The sequence below is a fragment of the Marivirga atlantica genome, from assembly GCF_016734805.1.
Lineage (GTDB): Bacteria > Bacteroidota > Bacteroidia > Cytophagales > Cyclobacteriaceae > Marivirga > Marivirga atlantica.
The window spans coordinates 14,624-33,114 of the sequence record NZ_JAERQG010000005.1; the positions used below are offsets into that span (position 1 = coordinate 14,624).

At 41.2% G+C, this 18,491-nt stretch carries 19 protein-coding genes; all 19 read right to left on the minus strand.

Features of this window, described 5'->3' with window-relative positions; genetic code table 11:
• Positions 1-65 precede the first annotated feature (65 nt).
• The gene (locus JKP34_RS16755) at positions 66-272 is read right to left on the minus strand and encodes an SHOCT domain-containing protein (protein ID WP_201924002.1); all 207 of its coding nucleotides are present in this window, start codon (positions 270-272) and stop codon (positions 66-68) included.
• Positions 273-306: 34 nt separating this feature from the next.
• Positions 307-696, minus strand: a complete 390-nt coding sequence (locus JKP34_RS16760; protein ID WP_201924005.1) for a DUF302 domain-containing protein — start codon at positions 694-696, stop codon at positions 307-309.
• A 116-nt stretch (positions 697-812) separates the two neighbouring features.
• Positions 813-1,376: a DUF305 domain-containing protein gene (locus JKP34_RS16765; protein WP_201924007.1), complete on the minus strand. Its 564-nt coding sequence runs from the start codon at positions 1,374-1,376 to the stop codon at positions 813-815.
• A gap of 44 nt (positions 1,377-1,420) precedes the next feature.
• A complete protein-coding gene (locus tag JKP34_RS16770; protein WP_201924014.1) occupies positions 1,421-3,733 on the minus strand; it encodes a multicopper oxidase domain-containing protein in 2,313 nt (770 codons plus the stop codon).
• A 426-nt stretch (positions 3,734-4,159) separates the two neighbouring features.
• Complete coding sequence (locus JKP34_RS16775) at positions 4,160-4,729, minus strand: helix-turn-helix domain-containing protein (protein ID WP_201924016.1); 570 nt, start codon at positions 4,727-4,729, stop codon at positions 4,160-4,162.
• A 418-nt stretch (positions 4,730-5,147) separates the two neighbouring features.
• Positions 5,148-5,651 (minus strand): YybH family protein, encoded by a 504-nt coding sequence (locus tag JKP34_RS16780; RefSeq protein ID WP_236665047.1) that lies wholly within the window; start codon positions 5,649-5,651, stop codon positions 5,148-5,150.
• Positions 5,652-5,671: 20 nt separating this feature from the next.
• The gene (locus JKP34_RS16785) at positions 5,672-6,109 is read right to left on the minus strand and encodes a heme-binding domain-containing protein (protein WP_201924018.1); all 438 of its coding nucleotides are present in this window, start codon (positions 6,107-6,109) and stop codon (positions 5,672-5,674) included.
• Positions 6,110-6,117: 8 nt separating this feature from the next.
• Complete coding sequence (locus JKP34_RS16790; RefSeq protein ID WP_201924021.1) at positions 6,118-6,690, minus strand: DUF3347 domain-containing protein; 573 nt, start codon at positions 6,688-6,690, stop codon at positions 6,118-6,120.
• A gap of 97 nt (positions 6,691-6,787) precedes the next feature.
• Positions 6,788-7,306, minus strand: a complete 519-nt coding sequence (locus JKP34_RS16795; protein ID WP_201924023.1) for a DUF3347 domain-containing protein — start codon at positions 7,304-7,306, stop codon at positions 6,788-6,790.
• 153 nt (positions 7,307-7,459) lie between these two features.
• Positions 7,460-8,152 (minus strand): hypothetical protein, encoded by a 693-nt coding sequence (locus JKP34_RS16800; protein WP_188467851.1) that lies wholly within the window; start codon positions 8,150-8,152, stop codon positions 7,460-7,462.
• On the minus strand, positions 8,149-8,730 hold the full coding sequence (locus JKP34_RS16805) for a DUF2911 domain-containing protein (RefSeq protein WP_201924024.1): 582 nt from the start codon (positions 8,728-8,730) through the stop codon (positions 8,149-8,151). The genes JKP34_RS16800 and JKP34_RS16805 overlap by 4 nt, the downstream gene beginning before the upstream one ends.
• A 19-nt stretch (positions 8,731-8,749) precedes the next feature.
• Positions 8,750-10,537 carry an efflux RND transporter periplasmic adaptor subunit gene (locus tag JKP34_RS16810; protein ID WP_201924026.1) on the minus strand — a complete coding sequence of 596 codons (1,788 nt, stop codon included), beginning with the start codon at positions 10,535-10,537 and terminating at the stop codon, positions 8,750-8,752.
• Between the two features lies 1 nt (position 10,538).
• The gene (locus JKP34_RS16815; RefSeq protein ID WP_201924028.1) at positions 10,539-11,786 is read right to left on the minus strand and encodes a TolC family protein; all 1,248 of its coding nucleotides are present in this window, start codon (positions 11,784-11,786) and stop codon (positions 10,539-10,541) included.
• A complete protein-coding gene (locus tag JKP34_RS16820; RefSeq protein WP_201924031.1) occupies positions 11,783-15,607 on the minus strand; it encodes an efflux RND transporter permease subunit in 3,825 nt (1,274 codons plus the stop codon). The genes JKP34_RS16815 and JKP34_RS16820 overlap by 4 nt, the downstream gene beginning before the upstream one ends.
• A 108-nt stretch (positions 15,608-15,715) precedes the next feature.
• Positions 15,716-16,138 carry an HYC_CC_PP family protein gene (locus JKP34_RS16825; RefSeq protein ID WP_201924033.1) on the minus strand — a complete coding sequence of 141 codons (423 nt, stop codon included), beginning with the start codon at positions 16,136-16,138 and terminating at the stop codon, positions 15,716-15,718.
• A 139-nt stretch (positions 16,139-16,277) separates the two neighbouring features.
• Positions 16,278-16,610 carry a mercuric transporter MerT family protein gene (locus JKP34_RS18450; protein WP_201924035.1) on the minus strand — a complete coding sequence of 111 codons (333 nt, stop codon included), beginning with the start codon at positions 16,608-16,610 and terminating at the stop codon, positions 16,278-16,280.
• Positions 16,611-16,618: 8 nt separating this feature from the next.
• Positions 16,619-17,110, minus strand: a complete 492-nt coding sequence (locus JKP34_RS16835; RefSeq protein WP_201924037.1) for a heavy-metal-associated domain-containing protein — start codon at positions 17,108-17,110, stop codon at positions 16,619-16,621.
• A 21-nt stretch (positions 17,111-17,131) separates the two neighbouring features.
• Positions 17,132-17,968, minus strand: a complete 837-nt coding sequence (locus tag JKP34_RS16840; RefSeq protein WP_201924039.1) for a hypothetical protein — start codon at positions 17,966-17,968, stop codon at positions 17,132-17,134.
• A gap of 9 nt (positions 17,969-17,977) precedes the next feature.
• A complete protein-coding gene (locus JKP34_RS16845; protein WP_236665048.1) occupies positions 17,978-18,283 on the minus strand; it encodes a hypothetical protein in 306 nt (101 codons plus the stop codon).
• Positions 18,284-18,491 lie beyond the last annotated feature (208 nt).

The following is an 18,491-nucleotide window of genomic DNA, read 5'->3' on the forward strand; positions in this document are numbered from 1 at the left end:
ATGTGATTATTTTCCTGTTTAGCGATTCTTATTTCTGATATATCCATATTCAATTATTCATTTGTTTATTTTCCAATTTCAGCTTTTCTTTCCTCAAACTCTTCTTTATCTATGTCCCCTTTGGCATAGCGGTTTTTAAGGATTTCCATCGCTGAATTATTAGTATTACTGTCCCCAGTCCCGTTAGTTCTTTTGTTAAAGGTGTTGCCTCTTCCCAATGCGACAATTAAAACCACAATTAGTATCGCCCCGATAATCCATCCATACATCATAATTTGAGTGGTTTTAAGTCTAGATAATTATTTCTCAAAATCTTTCAACTACTGATTTAAGCTTTGATCGGATTTCTTCTGCTATTTTGACTAAGTCTTTATTCCCTACGGCCTGCATGGAAGCCATCGGATCCACTGCCGCTATTTCTATTATGCCATCATCCAATTGCTGAACAATAACATTGCAGGGTAGCATGGCACCAATTTTATCTTCGGCTAATAGCGCCTTGTGTGCAAAAGGAGGATTGCATGCACCTAAAATCTTGTAAGGACGAAAATCTTCGTCCAGTTTTTTCTTCAGCGTTTCCTTTACATCAATTTCAGTAAGGATACCAAACCCTTCTTCTTTAAGTGCTTCCGTAACTTTTTCGATAGCTGCCTCGAAGCTTATGTTCTTCAATGCTTTTTCGTGATAGTATTTCATAGTCTTTCTTTTTTTGTTGACTTATATCTTAATAAGATATAAGATAAAATGCTGTAACAATTGTTACATACCTATTTAGGTACTCCCTTAGAAAAACGATTAAGTAAGTCAGCCTGCTATTCAGTCAGGTTTCGTGTTTCTTCTTCAAGTGAACCCTCGAACTTAGGTAAAGGCCGATTTTCTTTTTCCTCTTCTGTCTCCACTACACCATTTTCTTTGATGTCGTTGATCAGCCATTGCATTTCCATAATTTCCCTGCGTTGAGCTTTAATAATTTCGTCAGCGAGTTTCCTCACCCTTACATCTTTTATTTGAGCACGCTCACTTGTCAGAATAGCAATTGAATGATGTGGAATCATGCCTTCCATGTAGTCAACACCCGTGACGGTTACCTGACTTCTCACCAATCCTATACCACCGGTAATCAATACGATACCCAAGCCGATGATTGCTATGTTTGCCCCTCGCTTTTTATACATATTCAGCATATACAGAAGCATTATGATGATCATGGAACCGGCCATGATCAGTGTCATAAAAAACCTGGTTTCGCTAAACCAGAAATGATCAATGATTTGATAAGAATGGGTGTACATTAGAAAGAACATGGCCACCATTGATGTGGCTATCATTGCGAAAAATTTAAGGTAATTGCTATCGTTTTTTTGTTTGTTTTCCATCTTTTTGGTTTTATAGTTTAATTGTTATAACCTTAATTTTTTAATCAAAATCTTATCGAGAGTCCTCCACCAGCACCGAAGCGATTGTCAAAACTACCCATTAGAGAAAAGTTTTTAGATAGGAGAAACTCCGCACCTGCGTTCCACACAATTTCCTGAGTATAGCCCACATTGCTCTCAAGATCATTTACCCAACCGGCATCTAGCTGATATTCATAATAGCCAAAAACAATAAATCTTGGGAAAAGCATTACAGATCGACCTATACCTACTCTTGGTCTCAATTCGTTATCAATTCGCAAGTCCACATTAAACATATAAGGGGTGAACAATCGAATACCGGCCACTGCCGTGGTTTTTATATCATTCAGACTATTTCGTGTGGTATTTTCAACATTTACACCCCCAAAGACACGCACATAATCGTAAAGATAATATTCATAAGAAAATTCAGTTTCTACATTTTCATTCCAGCCATATTCCAGCGAAAAATTGAACTGGTTTCGGATGTTGGATGAAACCACATTTAGTGCGCCAGTGTGGGAGGCAATATCAGCCATTCCCCAGGTATAAAACTGATTGGTTTCATGCACAAGTTTGGACACGGGATATGGCTCCATTCGTGGATCTCTTGGCGTATCATAGCTTACTACACGTGCCATACCACCCATCATATGATAAAGGATATGACAGTGGAAGAACCAGTCACCGTATTCATTTCCATAAAACTCAATCGTTACCTTTTGCATCGGTGGCACATTCACGGTATGCTTTAATGGTGAATAATCTCCATTCTCATTGATTACCCTGAAAAAATGACCATGTAAGTGCATTGGGTGGTGCATCATGGTAAGGTTATTGAAAGTAATCCTTGTTACTTCTCCTTCATTGATCTTAATCTTATCGGTTTCAGAAAGTGGTATGCCATTCATACTCCAGATATAGCGGCTCATATTACCTGTCAGATTTAAGAGAATTTCTTTTACGGGAACATCCTCCGAGTAGGTTGTATTTTCTGTAGACTTGAGGTAATCATAGTTATATTCAGAAAACATATTCATTCCGCCCATTTCTGCAGATTCCATATTGGTTGATGGTGGTGAGGTTTGCATCATTTTATCATCACCCATTCCGCTCATTTTAGTTTCTTCAGGATCGTCCTTTTTCATATCCATCCCCTGATGCATTGATATGTCACTTTTCGTGTTGTCCATGTTCATGCCGCTCATTCCATCCTTCATCTGCATTCCCCAGTTTCGCATCATTTTTTCAGGGTCAACTTTTTTTGGACGGAATTTCAGGGCTGGGGCTCCCATACGCATATCCATTTTGGACATTTGCTTCATCATTGCAATTTTATCTGGCCGGGGCACCGCAGGTGCTGGTAGCATTTCACCTTGCCCCAGAAATGCGGATGCGGTACCGGATCCATCTTGCGCAGTGATTTTAAATTCCATTTTGCCTTCTTCTGGAATAGTCACAATGAAATCATACGTTTCGGCTATGGCGATGAAGGTCTTGTTGTGGGCAACAGGCTCCACATTAAGACCATCGGCAGAAACAATAGTGGGATTTCCACCACCAAAGGTCATCCAAAACTGCGTTGAAGCTGCGCCATTGATAATCCGTAACCTTACTTTTTCACCTGGTTTGAAGTCAGGGTATTCTTGCTTTTGCTCGCCATTCACCAAAAAAGCCGGGTAATAAATATCTGCTATGTCGGCACTTTCCATTCTCTGCCTCCAAAAATTAAGCTGTGCACCCAGTGCTCCACGAGCGATTACCTGGTTCAGTGGCGTGGCCGTTCCTTTTCGCCAGTTATACCACTCCGTTCCTCTTTTTAGAAAACGAAGAACGCTCATTGGATTTTCATTTGTCCAGTCTGAAAGCACCATCACCAACTCTTTATCATATTCAAGGGGCTCTTCCTTTGGTTGAATGACAATAGAGCCGTAAACCCCACTTTGTTCCTGAAGCATGGTATGCGAATGGTACCAGTATGTACCGGATTGCTTTAAAGGGAATTCATATTTTTGGGTATGGCCCGGCTCGATGGGTGGAGTGGTCAAGTAGGGTACCCCATCATAAAAATTAGGTAAAAGCAGTCCATGCCAATGAACTGAGGTTTCCACGTCCATTTCGTTTTTTACGTAGATGACCGCATACTCTCCTTCAGTGAACCGGAGGGTGGGCCCTGGGATGCTGCCATTAACAGTCATTCCTTTAACATCTTTGCCGGCTTTATTAACCATCTCTTGTCTTAGAGTGAGATTGTAGACGGTGGTGTCCTTTTGAGCCAGCACAGTGAGGTTTCCAAGTAATAGTATAAGTGCGATAATAGGTATACTGATTTGCATAATTATTCTTATTTTTTAATCGTATTGATTACTGCTTTAGATCTACCATAGATTAACAGTTAATTTACCAAGCTCAAATGTCTTTTGGTTATAATTCTTCACTTTAGATTTATGATATTTTGACTTTCAGAAATTATTTAGGGATTTTAAGGTATTTAACTCGATTCAGCAAGGGAAACACTAAATATCTTACCTATAATAAGGTAATCGACTTAATCAATTGACGGACTATTTGTAAGGATTTTTAAACTGAGAAAGTTTGAAAAGTGGATCAGTTTCACGCAACAAAATGACACTCTAGCTAAAAATGATGATCTTTTTCATTTCCTTACAAAAATAATTTTCATTGCGTTGTACAATAAAATAGGCTCCATATATAGTCTAATGAAGATGTATAAAATGATTTCTTTTTTATATAAAATCCTGTCATAGATCATCGAGAAATCCCCTATCAATCCGTATTCTTTTTTTATAATCGGATATGGACAATCCGGTAATTCGTCTGAATTGATTTGATAAATAGTGTACACTGCTGTAGCCTAACTGAAGTGCTATTTCACTCACATTAAGCTGATCATAATCGAGCAATTCCTTCACCTTTTCAACACGCAAGAGTATGTAGTATTTTTCCAGTGTATGGCCTGTTTGTTTGGAAAAGATTTTGCTTATGTAATTGTAGTTCTTGCCTATTTTTGAAGAAATGAAATCCGAAAGTTTTTTGGCCTCTTTCCCTTCCTGTTCTATATGTTTCAAATATGCCAACACGGCCGTTTTTACTTCTTCAGCCAGTATACTGTCTGCTTCAAATATCAATTCAAAGCCAAATTCTTTCAGTTTATCATCTACTATTGGAAGGGTGATCCCTTTGGGTAAAACAACCTGGGCATAGCCTAGTTTCACATCCTTTATATCCACACTCAGCGCTTTGAGTTCATTTTCAACAACCAGTATACATCTGGGGCAAACCATATTTTTTATATGTAGCGTAGTGGTCATTTTGCTGAGGCTTTAGGTTTATTACTAGGAATTTTTTTGATCTTTCGCACGGTAGGCGAAGAAATGTAAAAAGCACTAATTCTGGAAGAACGGCTAATAATTTGGTAGGAATGGTTATACGTCAGAAAGAACATCGCTACCATTGCCGTAGCAATCATTGCGGAAAATTTAATGTAGTTGTTTTTATGTTTCTGTTCGTACTGCATCCTTCTTAAATTTTAAAATTTGAAAGGTTTGTCAAAATTTTATTGAGAGCCCACCTCCGGCACCAAAGCGATTGTCATAACTATCCATTAGAGAAAAGTTTTTGGATAGAAGAAACTCCGCACCTGCATTCCGCTCGATCTCCGCTTATCAATAGTGTAAATAATAGAAATACGATTTTATCATTTTTCATAATATTTGATTTTATCACTAATTATTTCACTGCTCTTGATGAACTATGGGTTTTGATAATTTTCCATTCATCATCCATCTTTTTCAAAATTGATGTGGCCGTTGCTTTACGCTCCACCTTGCGGCCATCTTCCGTCAAAACAATGTTATAGATATAGGACTCAGTCGTGAATGCATACGGCATATTCACAGCTACTTCTATTTTATATTCGCTAAAAGTGAATGACTCAAAATGACCAAGTTCGGGCCCAATGTGATTGGCGATATAGTCTCGGTAGGTTCCTTCTATTTTTCCTTGTTCCAGGACCTCCGAATCCTCGGTGAACAATCCGTAGGAATCTGTCACATTCAGGCTTTCCAGGGTTTCTTTGTAAGTCTTCATTACTTTTTTAACTGCCTGCACTTCTGTAGCTAAATCAATTACTTCTTCCTGTTTCATCTCAGTTTTCTGATTTTCATCCGAGGTGGGCGAATTACAAGAGGAAGCCAGTATTAACGCTGTGAGTAGATATAAAAAATTCTTCATGGTGTTGCTTCTTTAAGTTATTAGGGATTTAGTGTTTCCAAATATTTAATTAATTGTTCCTTTTCATCATTGGTCAGTTCTGCCTCCGGATGCATCCAGAGGTATTCTTTTAGGGGCATTTCACCATCGCTGATTTGTGAAATCATTGAGCGAATTTTTTCACGCTGCATGCGCCCGGAATATTCCTGAAAGGTGGAGAAGTTAAGTTCGTCCTTGCCCTCATCAATGTGCTGCTGCAGCAACCATGCAAATGGCCGAACCCTGCCGTACCACGGATAGTTAGTATTGTTGCTATGGCAATCATAGCAAGAGGCTTTTATCATCTGCTGAATGTTAAAAGGTGCCTCAACCGTTTGTAAAAAGTCCGTTTTAGATACTTCATCGCTCTGATTTTTAGGCACAGGAATAAACTGTATTCCTATGCCCAAAATCAAAATAATTATTGCTGCCTTTTTCATGACCGCTCTTACAAGCTAATGACTTCCTGTACTTTGCCACACTTCATCATCTTATCACCGAATAGTGGATTTTTAATTTCCTCACTGGCACTTAGCCACATACCGCCTTTGTTATCGTTGTACATTGGGCAATACTGGTGGTATAGGGTTCTATCTGTACCGATAATAGCAGTCAGGTCTTTTATATCCTTGCTTAAGGCCTCAAAATGCTCTCTTTGATGTCCAATTTCGCTCTCCGAGATATGCTCACCATGGTTTTTAGCTACTTCCACAATCTCCTGCAGCTCAGTTTGCTTATCGGCATCAAATTGAGATATATCTAAACTTGCCAGAGCTGTAGCCAGTGTACCTCCTGATTTGGCAGCTTCCTCTTGATTGTCATTCACAAGGCCGTTTTTCACTGCCAGATAAGCGTCAATAATCGGTGTAATAGCTTTTTCACCTTCTTGATCACTGGCAGCCGTATTCTCTGCTTTGGCTGTCGTTTCATTCGTGGTTTCAGCTGCTCTTTTTTCTGTTTTTGAGTTGTTGCATGAGATAATTGTCAATGCTAATCCGATTGTTAATAGAGTCGTTTTCATTTTTCTGATTGTTTAGTGTCCAAGGACAAAACGCAAACTTTTATTTTTTCAAAAATTTACGTCACGTCTTAAGATCTTATTTATTATTATTTAATAGTTACTTGATTGTTTCTTTTACACTTCCACACTTCAGCATTTTGTCCCCGAAGTATGGGTTTTTGATTTCTTTCTGATTTGAAAGCCAGTAGGCTCCTGTATTGTTATTTGCCATGGGGCAATACTCAAGGTATACTTCTCCCATTGAGAGTTCACCATCTTTCACTAAAGTGGTCATTTCATTACTCAACGAAGCGAAGGCTTTTCGCTGGTCATCCAAAGCAGTAGCCGAAACCACTTTTGTTACCTCTGCTTTAGCTGCCTGACCCTTGTCTACTTCGCCTAAAGACGCTTCCAGTTTAATTGCAGCCTTTTTGGCCTCATCAGTCTGTGATGCTACCAGGGCTTCTTTCAGATGGATGTAATGACCGTAGGCTGTGCCAAGATTTTTGTCTTTGAACGTAGGCTCCATTTTCTGACCCATTTCCTTTTTGTCGCCTTGACTACCGTGATCGTGCTGAGCAAATGCTCCAAAGCTTACTAAAGCCAGGGCCATTGCTAAAATTGTTTTTGTTCTCATTTTATTGTTATTTAAAGTTAAACATTTGAATAAGGGCTATCCCAGTCACCAGGAGAATTACTACACCCCAGATGATACGTCCAGCCCATTTTTTTTAATTTTGAAGGGGCTTTTTCATCCCCTGTTTTGCAACATTCTTTCATACGATGATACCTATAAAGCCTTTTTCTTAATTCTCTTTTTATTGGTCATAAAGAATAGAGTAAAGCCAGAGAGTACGGTTAGCAAACCAAAAACAGAAAATATTCTCAACAGCCAATTATTGAAGTCATCTCTGCCTTCGTAGTCCATGGTATGGCTCATCCATAAAAAATCAAACCATCTCCAGGCGCGATGCCTTACTCTTTGAAAACTTCCGTCTCTTTGAGACACATAGGCAGTCAGGTTTTCAGGGCTGTCAAACTCTATCTCCCATACAGGCAAAGGCCTGCCCCTATACTCGTGGTGTGACCCCACTTCGGTAAGCATCTCACTCGATTTGATCTCATATTGTTTAATAACGTGCTTTCTTGCTATCGACTCTGCCTCCTTCTTTGTGACACCATTCTTCTTCAAGCCAGTTTGACTGTGAATAAGCAGTGAGTCATTTATAAAGAAGTATGACTGCTCACCTATGAACCTCAAGGAGATATCATTGATCTGAACGGTGCTATCCAGTATGGGTAGTATGCCGATAGCTGCGGTATGATTTCGATGTTCTTCAATAAAATGATCACCGTGGATCTCATCTATATCGGTCCAACTAAAGTAAAGGCCGCTAATAGTCCAAAAAAGAAATTGCACTCCAATGATTACGCCTAACCACCGGTGCGTTTTTCTTACATAATATTGATTGTTCTTTCTCATTGAGCGTTATTAACTTCAAAAGAGATTTGCCTGTCAGCCCAACTTAAGGATATTCTGGCTGTGTTTTCTTCTAATACTTCCAGGTTATAGGTTAAAGTCTCAACGGGTTCTTCCAGCTGTTGGGAAATAGTGGCAAATCGTAAAATGTCTTTTTGCTGGTTATAATCATCAGCCAAATGCATGTCCCAGACTTCATTTAATATGATCGTCCATTTCTCTTGTCCCGGTATAGTATAAAACCCATATTTGCCTGCCGGAATAAGCTTTTCATTAATAATTACATCTTCCTGAAAAGTAATGTTAGTTGCCTTGTGTGCACCCGCTACCCATACTTCATCATAAGCCACCAGCCCTCCAAATATCTGACGGTTTCTTACGCTCGGAGCACTATATTCAATGTGAATGTGGTTATCGCCTATATTTACCATAGCCGTTTGCTTAGGGCTTTTAGGTTTATTTTTATTGTCTTGCGATACATCTTCAGTATGATCGGAATGATTATTTTCATTAGAATTACGGTCTGATGTACCACAGCTCCAGAAAATTGTTACAAGTGTTATTAATATGAATTGTTTCATTTGAATATAGGGTTATAGATTATTTTAATATGTTTTCAACCTCTCCGCAAGTGAGCATAGATTCCCCGAAGTAGGGATTGCGGATTTCCTCTTCGGCACTCAACCAATTTGCTCCCTTATTATCATCTGCCATAGGGCAAAACTGAACGTAAAGTGTCTGATCCAACGGGTTAAAGGCTTTGGTCAGTGCAATCATACCTTCAGATACCTGCTGAAATGTAGTGCGGAGTTCGGCTATCGTTTTAAGGTGCTGAACATGTTGCAGTGCATTTTTAAGATCGCTACTATAGCTCATCCATGCATTATGTGACTCACCGGTAAAAGCAGACATATTCACCTTATCAAGTTTTGTTTTGAGATCGAAAGCGGTATTTTGAGCCTGATCAAATTCATCGGCCGTTAAGGCATCCTTAAATTTGAGGTATTCAGTATAAAGGGGCTGCAATGCCTCTTTCGCCTTCTGACTAATTGCGACTGGATTGGTCTCCTTTTCCTTAACCTGACCGGAGGAAGCGGGCATCTCCCTACCCCCATGGTTATGCCCTGTCATGGCCGGGCCGCCTTCAGGGCTCATCATGCTTGGTTTACCTGCGAGTTGTGCAGCGGCATCAATACTAAAGGTGCCATTCACGGCTATTTCTTCACCTTCTTCCAGTCCACTCTCCACGATAAAGCTGTCACCTAAACCCGGCCCAAGCATCACATCACGCATCATGAAACTTACTCCACTACCAGTAGTATTTTTCACATAAACTACCGAACGCTTGCCTGTCCACATCACGGCTGTTTTCGGAACTACAACGTTATTTGACTTTTTCGGCAATGTAGCTTCTACCGTACCGGAGACAAACATTTCGGGTTTTAGCTGATTATCTTTATTGGGCACTTCTACCCGGGCTTTGGCTACCCTGGTTTTTGGATCAATAACCGGGTCTAAAAAACTAATCTTGCTTTCAAACGTTTTTCCCGGCAGTGATTGAACTGTGAACTGCACCTGGTCTCCTTTACTTATCCAGGGCATATCCGACTCATACACATCAAACAATACCCATACACGAGACAAATTGGCAATCTCATAGATGGGTTCGCCCCGTTTTACATAATCGCCAACGTTTACATTTTTGCTTAACACATAGCCTGAAATGTCTGCCGTGATTGGAAATTCATCGGAAGGGGTGCCACTTTCTAATATTTTATCTATCTGGCTGTCTGAAAGCTTCCAGTTTTTGAGTTTGGCCCGGGCTGATTTAAACAATTGTGGCTGTGTCTCTTTTATTTTTTGCGCTTCAAACAATTCCTCCTGGGCGGTAACTAATTCAGGGGAATAGATATAGGCTATTACCTGGCCCCTGCGTACATATTCACCTGTGAAATTCACGTTAAGCCGTTCAATCCTGCCGGGAATATGGCTGGATTGAGAGGAAACTAGCCGTTCATCTTCCTGCACCTTCCCGTTCAACCTAACTGTCTTCACCGGATCCATAGTACCCACAGTGGCTGTTCTAATATCAGCCAGTTGCATTGCCGTTGGAGACATACTAACAGCCATCGGGTCTAGCTCCTCACCATCATCATTATCCAATGGGATCAAATCCATACCACAAATAGGGCAGTCTCCGGGTTCACCCTGACGGATCTGAGGATGCATGGAGCACGTCCACACCGTTTCACCCGCCATTTCTGTAGTGTACTGGTGCTCATCATCCATTTTGGTTTCGGACGAACCGCCAAAAATCAACCAACCCAGCAATAAACCTATTGCCAGTGTTGACAGTGCTATGATTATTATTTTTTTATTCGCGTTCATCTTAATATGTTTTTGCGGTTAAGTAATTGAGTTTGGCCAGGGCAATTTGATATTGCGTTTCTGCGGTTGCCTTCATCTTTTCATATTTTAGCAACTGTTGCTGCATACGCAGTACCTCTTCAAATTCATTTCCTGAATTACCGTAAGCCGTAAATAATAGATTTAAAGCCTGATTGGTTTCCTGAATTTGTTGATCATATAGCTTGAGCAATTCCTGCTGTTGTTGAATTTCAAACCAGGCCATTTCGTAGCTTGACGTAAGGGTATTGGCAAAATCTTCTTTTTGGAGTGCATAGCTTTCCTGCATGAGCTGTGCTTCTTTAACAGCGGCTTTGTATTTACTCCTGAAAATGGGGATACTGACAGAAACCATAGGCATCAAAGCATTTTTGCCATTATCTTGAGGGGCAGCCATATCGGAGGCCAAGTCTGTGCGGTCTCCAACCAACACATAGTCCAGGCCCAAGCCAAACTTTGGAAGTCCTTGTTTGTAAGCTACCTCCTCACTTACCTCACTGGAGGCTATTTTTAAGTCCAGTTCTTCCAATACCGGGTTTTTCGCCAGCAAAGAGTCCTTTCTGAAATTATCAGGCAAGGCTTGAACAACGAGAGAATCCTCTACGATTACCAATGCGTTTTCCTCTCTGTTGAGCAGTTTATTAAACCGGGTCAGCAGAGGCGCTTCCTTATCGTTCAGAATGGAAAGGTTGGTTGTGGCATCCTTCAACATAATATCTACGCGCAAGACGTCCACCATAGTACCCGCTCCATTTTCAAACTTCTTATTGGCAATGGTTTTATAAGATTCCAGTATTTCAATATTCTCGCGCTCAATCTCTTTCCATTGATTAAGTTCATAAAGCGGATAATAGGCCGCTGCCACCTGGTAGTATAACCTATTCCGAGCGTCTAAGAAGGCTTGATATTTTGCCTCTGCCATTAAAGCTGCGGCATTTCCCTGTGCCCGTAGCGTCCCAAACCAGGGAAACATCTGGGTCAGGGAAAACCTTGCCTTTTGTGGCCCTACCCTCGTTTCCACCGGTGAAATGAAATAACCAAAAGAGAAATTAGGGTCCGGTAAAGTATTTACCTGCTCCACTTTCTGTATGGCCGCTTCAAATTCCCGATATTTCGCCTGTAATCCCGGATTGTTTTCTGCTGCTATTTTAAAATAGTCATCCAGAGTCTGCGCCTGACTCAGGCTAGTTCCGAGAAAAACGAGTATTACAATATTTATAATGATCTTCATAATAGTGTCTTTTTAAGTTTTCTTTCCTCTCTCATAGCATATAAAACCGGTACTATAAAGTAGGTGACTGCAGCGAAGAGCATACCTCCAAAGGCTGGAATTGCCATAGGGATCATAATGTCTGCCCCACGACCCGTTGAGGTAAGAATCGGTAGCAAGGCAATGATAGTGGTGGCAGAGGTCATTACGGCAGGTTTTATTCTTCGTTGACCAGCTTCCACTGTCGCTGCTCTTATTCCTTTCAGATTGTCTGTTTTATTACGATTAAAACTTTGGTCTAAATAAGTAGCCATTAATACTCCATCATCCGTGGCTATACCAAACAAGGCAATAAACCCGACCCACACAGCCACACTTAGATTAATCGTTTGTATTTGGAAAAGATCTCGGAAATTAGTACCGAAAAGGGAGAAGTCAGCAAACCAGGTTTGTCCATACAACCATAGCATGATAAAACCTCCACTAAAGGCCATGGCAATACCAGTAAATACCATCAATGAAGTGGCTACTGATTTAAACTGGAAGTAGAGTATCAAAAAGACAATCCCCAGAACCAATGGAACGATAATAGCAAGCCTTTTTTCAGCCCTTACCTGATTCTCATAACTGCCGGAGAACTTGTAGCTGATACCGGCAGGAACAATTAAATCCCCAGCATCTATCCTGGCCTCGATAGCCGCCTGTGCGTCATTGACCACTCCCACTTCTGAGTATCCGTCCCTTTTGTCAAATAATACATAACCTACCAAAAAAGTCTCCTCACTTTTGATCGCCTGTGGGCCACGTATATACTCAAAGTCCACCACCTGGCTGATCGGTATCTGTGCACCCGTTGGGGTGGGCAATAATATTTTGCCCAATGCTTCGGGATCGTCCCTAAGTTCACGAGGGTAACGTACCCTCACCGGAAAACGCTCCCGACCTTCTACGGTAGAAGTAATTTTCATTCCTCCAATGGCTGTTTCAATGGTCTGCTGTACATCTTCCACATTGAGCCCGTAGCGTGAAATTTCATCACGGTTGATATTCAAATGAAGATAGGGCTTACCCACAATCCTGTCGGCAAACACGGCTTCCGCTTTTACCGAAGGCACTACTTTCAATACTTCCTCAAGCTGCAGTCCGAAGTTTTCTATCGTTTTTAGGTCTGGACCGTACACTTTAATCCCCATAGGGGCACGCATACCTGTTTGGAGCATGACCAAGCGGGTTTCAATAGGCTGCAGCTTTGGCGCTGAAGTAACTCCAGGGATTTTAGTGACCTTTACAATTTCATTCCAAATATCATCCGGAGATTCAATTTGCGGCCGCCAGTTGCGGAAATAATTCCCGTTATCATCAGGGATGAGCTCCTCCAAAACAACACCTCGGTTAATGGCTTCTTCGTTAGAAAGGCTATCTCCGCTGTGAAGTATGAAGCGATCTTCCTTGTCAACCTTAAACCTTACCCGGTGCCCTTTTTCATTGAGCATGTACTCCGTTTTATAGTTGATGATATTTTCGTACATGGAAATAGGTGCCGGATCAAGGGCAGATTCTACCCGTCCAAGTTTGCCTACCGTTAATTCTACTTCCGGAATGTTGGTCAGAAGCATATCCAACTGACCAACTACTTTACGGTTGAACTCAATACCGGAATGAGGCATGGAGGTGGGCATGAGCAGGAAACTTCCTTCGTCCAGAGAAGGCATAAATTCTTTTCCTACACCCGGGAAGGTATGGGTCAGGCCTGACCAAACTGTAGTTGTCCGGATATCCCAGCCGAGATTGTCCAATGCTTTAGGAATAAACCCGAAAATGGTATTAAACCCTAACCAAACATTTACGCCAAGCAAAATCAGGAAAGTAGGTATCAATAAAAAGGTTACTTTATTGTCCAGGCACCATTTTAATATAGATTTGTAGTAATATTCTAAAAGCGTAAATGAGCCAAGGATAAAACCTACCAATAAGGTCACGAAAATAAAGTTGAGTAACAGAGACTTTGAGGCTCCCAGTGGTAGCCAATATTTAGCTAAAAGCCAGGTTACTCCAATAAGTACAATGATCAGCTCGGCATAATTGAAGAGAAATAATACAGGCCTGGAAAAGCCTTCCTTTTTAGTGTCAAAAATATTCTTCACAATTCCAATTGCACCAAACAGTACCAGCAAAACACCACCCCATATTTGACCAATAAAGAGCCCTACAATTCCAAATAGTACTAATGCATAGCCGCCATATTTCTTAAGAAATTTATTATTGATTTTGAACCCAAAGAACCAATGTGCCAAGGTAGGCATGATCAATAGACTCACTAACAGCGCAGCTACCAGGGCAAAGGTCTTTGTGAATGCCAAAGGTCCAAAGAGCTTTCCTTCAGCTGCTTGCATGGTAAATACCGGAATGAAGCTGACAATGGTGGTGGAAACAGCGGTGAGAATAGCAGTACCCACTTCCGAAGCTCCATTGTAAATGGTATCTATCAGTTTTTGACCAGGAGGAGCCTCATCTATATGTTTAATAATGTTTTCGGAAAGTATTACTCCCAAATCCACCATTGTACCAATGGCAATGGCAATACCGGAAAGTGCAACTATATTGGCATCTACACCAAAATAGCGCATGGCGATAAACACCATCAATACTGCAATGGGCAGGATACTTGAAATGAGAAATGAAGCCCTGAGATTATACACCATCACGATCACTACCAAAATGGTAATGAGCACTTGAAGCGAAATGGCTTCTTCCAGGGTTCCCAATGTTTCATAAATAAGCTCGGAGCGGTCATAAAACGGAACGATGGTTAACTGGCTTTCCCTTCCATCTGCCAACGTTTTTTTCGGCAGTCCCGGGGCTATTTCTTTGATCTTATCCTTGACGTTGTTAATGACCTGCAAGGGATTGGCACCATAGCGGGCCACCACTACGCCACCTACCACTTCAGCACCGTCTTTATCCAGCAGACCTCTACGGGTGGATGGCCCCAAGGTGACTACACCAATGTCTTTAATACGGACGGGAACATTTTCCTGAACGGCCACCACGGCCTTTTCAATGTCTTCTACTTTTTTGATGTATCCCAAACCACGCACCAGGTATTCTGCCTGGTTGATCTCGATGGTTTTAGCCCCTACGTCTTTGTTTGATTTCTGTACCGCCTGCATTACTTTATGCAAAGGGATATCATAGGCTTTAAGGGCATCGGGGTTAACATCAATCTGATACTCCTGTACAAAACCACCAATGGAAGCGACCTCTGAAACGCCTTCTGTTGCGTTTAATCCATATTTGACGTAGAAGTCTTGTACAGTACGGATTTCGTGGAGATCCCATCCTCCGGTAGGGTTTCCATCCTTATCTCTACCCTCAATGGTATACCAGTACACCTGACCCAAAGCGGTTGCATCCGGCCCCAGTGCGGGCTGAACTCCTTCCGGTAATAAGCCGGAAGGCAAGGAACTTAGCTTCTCAAGGATACGGGAACGTGACCAGTAAAACTCAATATCTTCACTGAAAATGATGAAGATACTGGAGAAGCCAAATATGGACGAGCTCCGAATAGATTTTACACCCGGAATACCTAATAAATAGGTTGTCAGCGGATAGGAAATTTGGTCTTCTATGTCTTGTGGTGATCGGCCCTGCCACTGGGTGAAGACGATCTGTTGGTTTTCCCCGATATCAGGGATAGCATCTACGGGTACAGGATCGGAAGGCAACGCACCTATCTGCCAGCCGAAAGGGGCGGTCACAATGCCCCATGCAATGAAGCCAATTAAGATGAGAACGGTAACTAACTTGTTTTCAAGAAAGTATTTAATGATTTTATTAAGCATAATATGAGTTTGTATGGAACTATGAAGTACAGCTCGGATTGAACCCTCCGGTAAAGAGGAATTCAGGTCATGAGTGTAATTATCTCATGACTAATCATATTATGCAGTTTAAATAAGGAATGACTGAAACAGCACTGGAAAGTCCTGCCTCAGTTTGGGAGGGGAATAGCTTAAGTAATGTATGTCTGCGTCAACAGCAAAAGGATCTATACTCAAATAGGTATAAGCAAATGCAACAAGAAAATCCAGTTGGATGGACTTTAGCACAATTTTAGTTGTAGTGGCATCATCAGACTCTATAGATGCATATTGATTTTCGCAACAGCCTTTTTTTTGAAATTGATGTCCGGTATGGTTGTTTTCATTGATACAGCCCATTTCCATTTGGTCCATGCCACAATCCAAATCAGTTTGACCGAAAGTAATTGCCATTTTGGCTACATGCTCACCGCAAAGGTGTGTAGCCATAGTTACTCCACTGCTACTGGCTAGCATTATGAATAGGAGAAATATGGAAATGACTTTTTTCATTTGATACTGCTTAACGCAATTCTCTTTTAAATAGTTTAAAAATAACTCTTTTACGTTAGTGGAGCAAATATACAATCAATTAATTAACCTACTGTTATAGAATTTTCTGAAAAAGTTATAAAATTTTAGATGCCATTAATCATAATCCAAGATAGTTCAAAACAAACATAGAAAGTACAAGCAGCGTAGTAATCCACAAAAAAACCTTGCTCGGCATATTTTTATTTCTTCCATTTTTACAATTCTCACAGCTTTGAGTTTTCCTTTTCGGAGGGTAGGTCTTATAGAATGTAAAACCCAGTGACAAGAAAGCAACTGCATACAAATAAGGCCGTAGAGGATGTAGCCATGAAAACCACGAGAATGCGCCAGATACACCTGCCATGGTAGTGAGTATGGCAGGTCCCCAGCAACAAAAGAATGGGGCAATGGCAGTAACCAGACTTAGACTTAACAAAGTATTTTTCTTCATATAATCCGTTAAGATTTTAAGACTTCAATAATCCTGATACCCCATTGACTACTTAACCGATCATCCTCTTCGTCTTTTACCAATCCTTTTAACTGGATATTGCCGGGATTAAGCTTAGATAGTATGTCACTAGGAGTATCATCGCTGACAATGAATGTTTCTCCATTGACCTTAATTCTCCACTCATTGCCCTCACTAAGCAGTTCTCCTTTTAACGTAATTTCAGCATTTCTGGCTGAAAATCCATTATTCTTCACTTCTTCCTGGATTTTTTGCAAGGTCAGTTCATTGGTGGCAGCAAGCGTAAGATAGGCTTTGCCATCATTGAGGCTTACTCTTACACTTTCCAGTCCATCCATTTTCTTGAGTCCACGCTCCAGGCCATAGGCACAAGGGGCACAGTCCATCCCAAATACTTCCTGATCTACTTTGATCAACTGAGCCATTGCACCGCTCATACTAAAAATTATCAAAAATGCTATTATTCCTAATCTTTTCATTTTCTTCTGTTTTTTTAAATTTTATAACCAATAACTAATGTTCATTGAAAGCCTGTATTTCTCTTTTGGGCCTTGTACCACATCCTGATAGACCGGAAATAATGCACCAAAGGATATGCCCCAGGCTCCATAAAGCCCCAGGAATGAAGGGCCGAGCATAACTTTTTTCCCTCTTTGATCAACGAGGGTAAGCTGACCTTCACTGGTATTAGTTCCGGGAAACTCCGCCAGCGATTCTACAAATACCCTCCAGTCTGGCTTTGGATAGTCTCCCATAAATATATTTGGCCGATAACCGACTACAAGACTTGCGTAAAGCAGGTCGCCTAATTGATCATTGCCTTCCTCAAAATAATATTGATAACCACCGCCTACCCAGGCATACCAGGTACGTGAAGCATAACCGGTAGAGATTGCTCCATGAATAGAGTTGCTTACATTAATACCTCCCCTGGATTCTTCGGTAGGTGTCGAAACACTTAAAATAGCCGTGGATTCAAAGCGTTTGCCAACACCAAATGCATTGGAAAAGAAACGGTACCATACCGATGCTTCTATATCTCCATTTGCCGGCATGTTGTTGTTACCTCTTGTTCTGGGTGCTTCAGACAATCTGTTGACCATGGTGGGTGTCGTGATATTAATTTGCAGATCTTCCGTCACGCCATACGACCAGATGTACCTAAGCATAAAGGATTGATCATCTTCGGTAGCCAGGCTCATAGCTGCTGCATTAAAGTCAAATCCTCCTTTTGCCAATGTGGGGGTTTGTAAGCCATAAAGGGGTCCGTGTCCCTGAGCGCTGACCTTAGAAATGGCTGTAACAGTTAGTAATATTAAAAAGACTGTACTTTTCATCGTATTATTTTAAAGTCCTAAAAATTGTTGAATTGGTAGTAGCAGGTAAGCTGAGAATAGTCCGAGAAGGTATAAACCAAAGGATATCCATAGAATAATTTTACTCCAGCGGGCGGCTGTATCGCATGGTGTCTCATTGCCATATTCGTCTATTTCACAGGCCTGATCTATTTTGCGGCCATAAAACAGCCAAAAGTTAAACCCGATCAAAATACCTGCTGCCAGAAAAGTCCATTCCTTATACTTGCTCAGCCAGATCAATGCCGGAAAGTCCGAAACCATTCCGGCCACTACTGCGCCCATCCCTACTGCCACGAGTAGTGACGGAAGGGCACAGCACAGCAAGGTAAATACTGAGGTAAACAAGGACGCTATGCTGACGAAATCCTGCTTTAGTGATTTTAAGACTTCCATAAGATTATGCCGCCATTTTAGCGCAACTTTCTGCGCAGGCCGCACATTTTTCCGCACACTGCTTGCACACCTCACTGTCAAATTTTCCGCACTCTTCTGCACAGGCTTT

Bases quoted from the DNA above. Each gene is read 5' to 3' on its own strand.
- JKP34_RS16755 (WP_201924002.1), bottom strand. From the start codon at position 272: ATGATGTATGGATGGATTATCGGGGCGATACTAATTGTGGTTTTAATT.
- JKP34_RS16760 (WP_201924005.1), bottom strand. From the start codon at position 696: ATGAAATACTATCACGAAAAAGCATTGAAGAACATAAGCTTCGAGGCA.
- JKP34_RS16765 (WP_201924007.1), bottom strand. From the start codon at position 1,376: ATGGAAAACAAACAAAAAAACGATAGCAATTACCTTAAATTTTTCGCA.
- JKP34_RS16770 (WP_201924014.1), bottom strand. From the start codon at position 3,733: ATGCAAATCAGTATACCTATTATCGCACTTATACTATTACTTGGAAAC.
- JKP34_RS16775 (WP_201924016.1), bottom strand. From the start codon at position 4,729: ATGACCACTACGCTACATATAAAAAATATGGTTTGCCCCAGATGTATA.
- JKP34_RS16780 (WP_236665047.1), bottom strand. From the start codon at position 5,651: ATGAAGAATTTTTTATATCTACTCACAGCGTTAATACTGGCTTCCTCT.
- JKP34_RS16785 (WP_201924018.1), bottom strand. From the start codon at position 6,109: ATGAAAAAGGCAGCAATAATTATTTTGATTTTGGGCATAGGAATACAG.
- JKP34_RS16790 (WP_201924021.1), bottom strand. From the start codon at position 6,690: ATGAAAACGACTCTATTAACAATCGGATTAGCATTGACAATTATCTCA.
- JKP34_RS16795 (WP_201924023.1), bottom strand. From the start codon at position 7,306: ATGAGAACAAAAACAATTTTAGCAATGGCCCTGGCTTTAGTAAGCTTT.
- JKP34_RS16800 (WP_188467851.1), bottom strand. From the start codon at position 8,152: ATGAGAAAGAACAATCAATATTATGTAAGAAAAACGCACCGGTGGTTA.
- JKP34_RS16805 (WP_201924024.1), bottom strand. From the start codon at position 8,730: ATGAAACAATTCATATTAATAACACTTGTAACAATTTTCTGGAGCTGT.
- JKP34_RS16810 (WP_201924026.1), bottom strand. From the start codon at position 10,537: ATGAACGCGAATAAAAAAATAATAATCATAGCACTGTCAACACTGGCA.
- JKP34_RS16815 (WP_201924028.1), bottom strand. From the start codon at position 11,786: ATGAAGATCATTATAAATATTGTAATACTCGTTTTTCTCGGAACTAGC.
- JKP34_RS16820 (WP_201924031.1), bottom strand. From the start codon at position 15,607: ATGCTTAATAAAATCATTAAATACTTTCTTGAAAACAAGTTAGTTACC.
- JKP34_RS16825 (WP_201924033.1), bottom strand. From the start codon at position 16,138: ATGAAAAAAGTCATTTCCATATTTCTCCTATTCATAATGCTAGCCAGT.
- JKP34_RS18450 (WP_201924035.1), bottom strand. From the start codon at position 16,610: ATGAAGAAAAATACTTTGTTAAGTCTAAGTCTGGTTACTGCCATTGCC.
- JKP34_RS16835 (WP_201924037.1), bottom strand. From the start codon at position 17,110: ATGAAAAGATTAGGAATAATAGCATTTTTGATAATTTTTAGTATGAGC.
- JKP34_RS16840 (WP_201924039.1), bottom strand. From the start codon at position 17,968: ATGAAAAGTACAGTCTTTTTAATATTACTAACTGTTACAGCCATTTCT.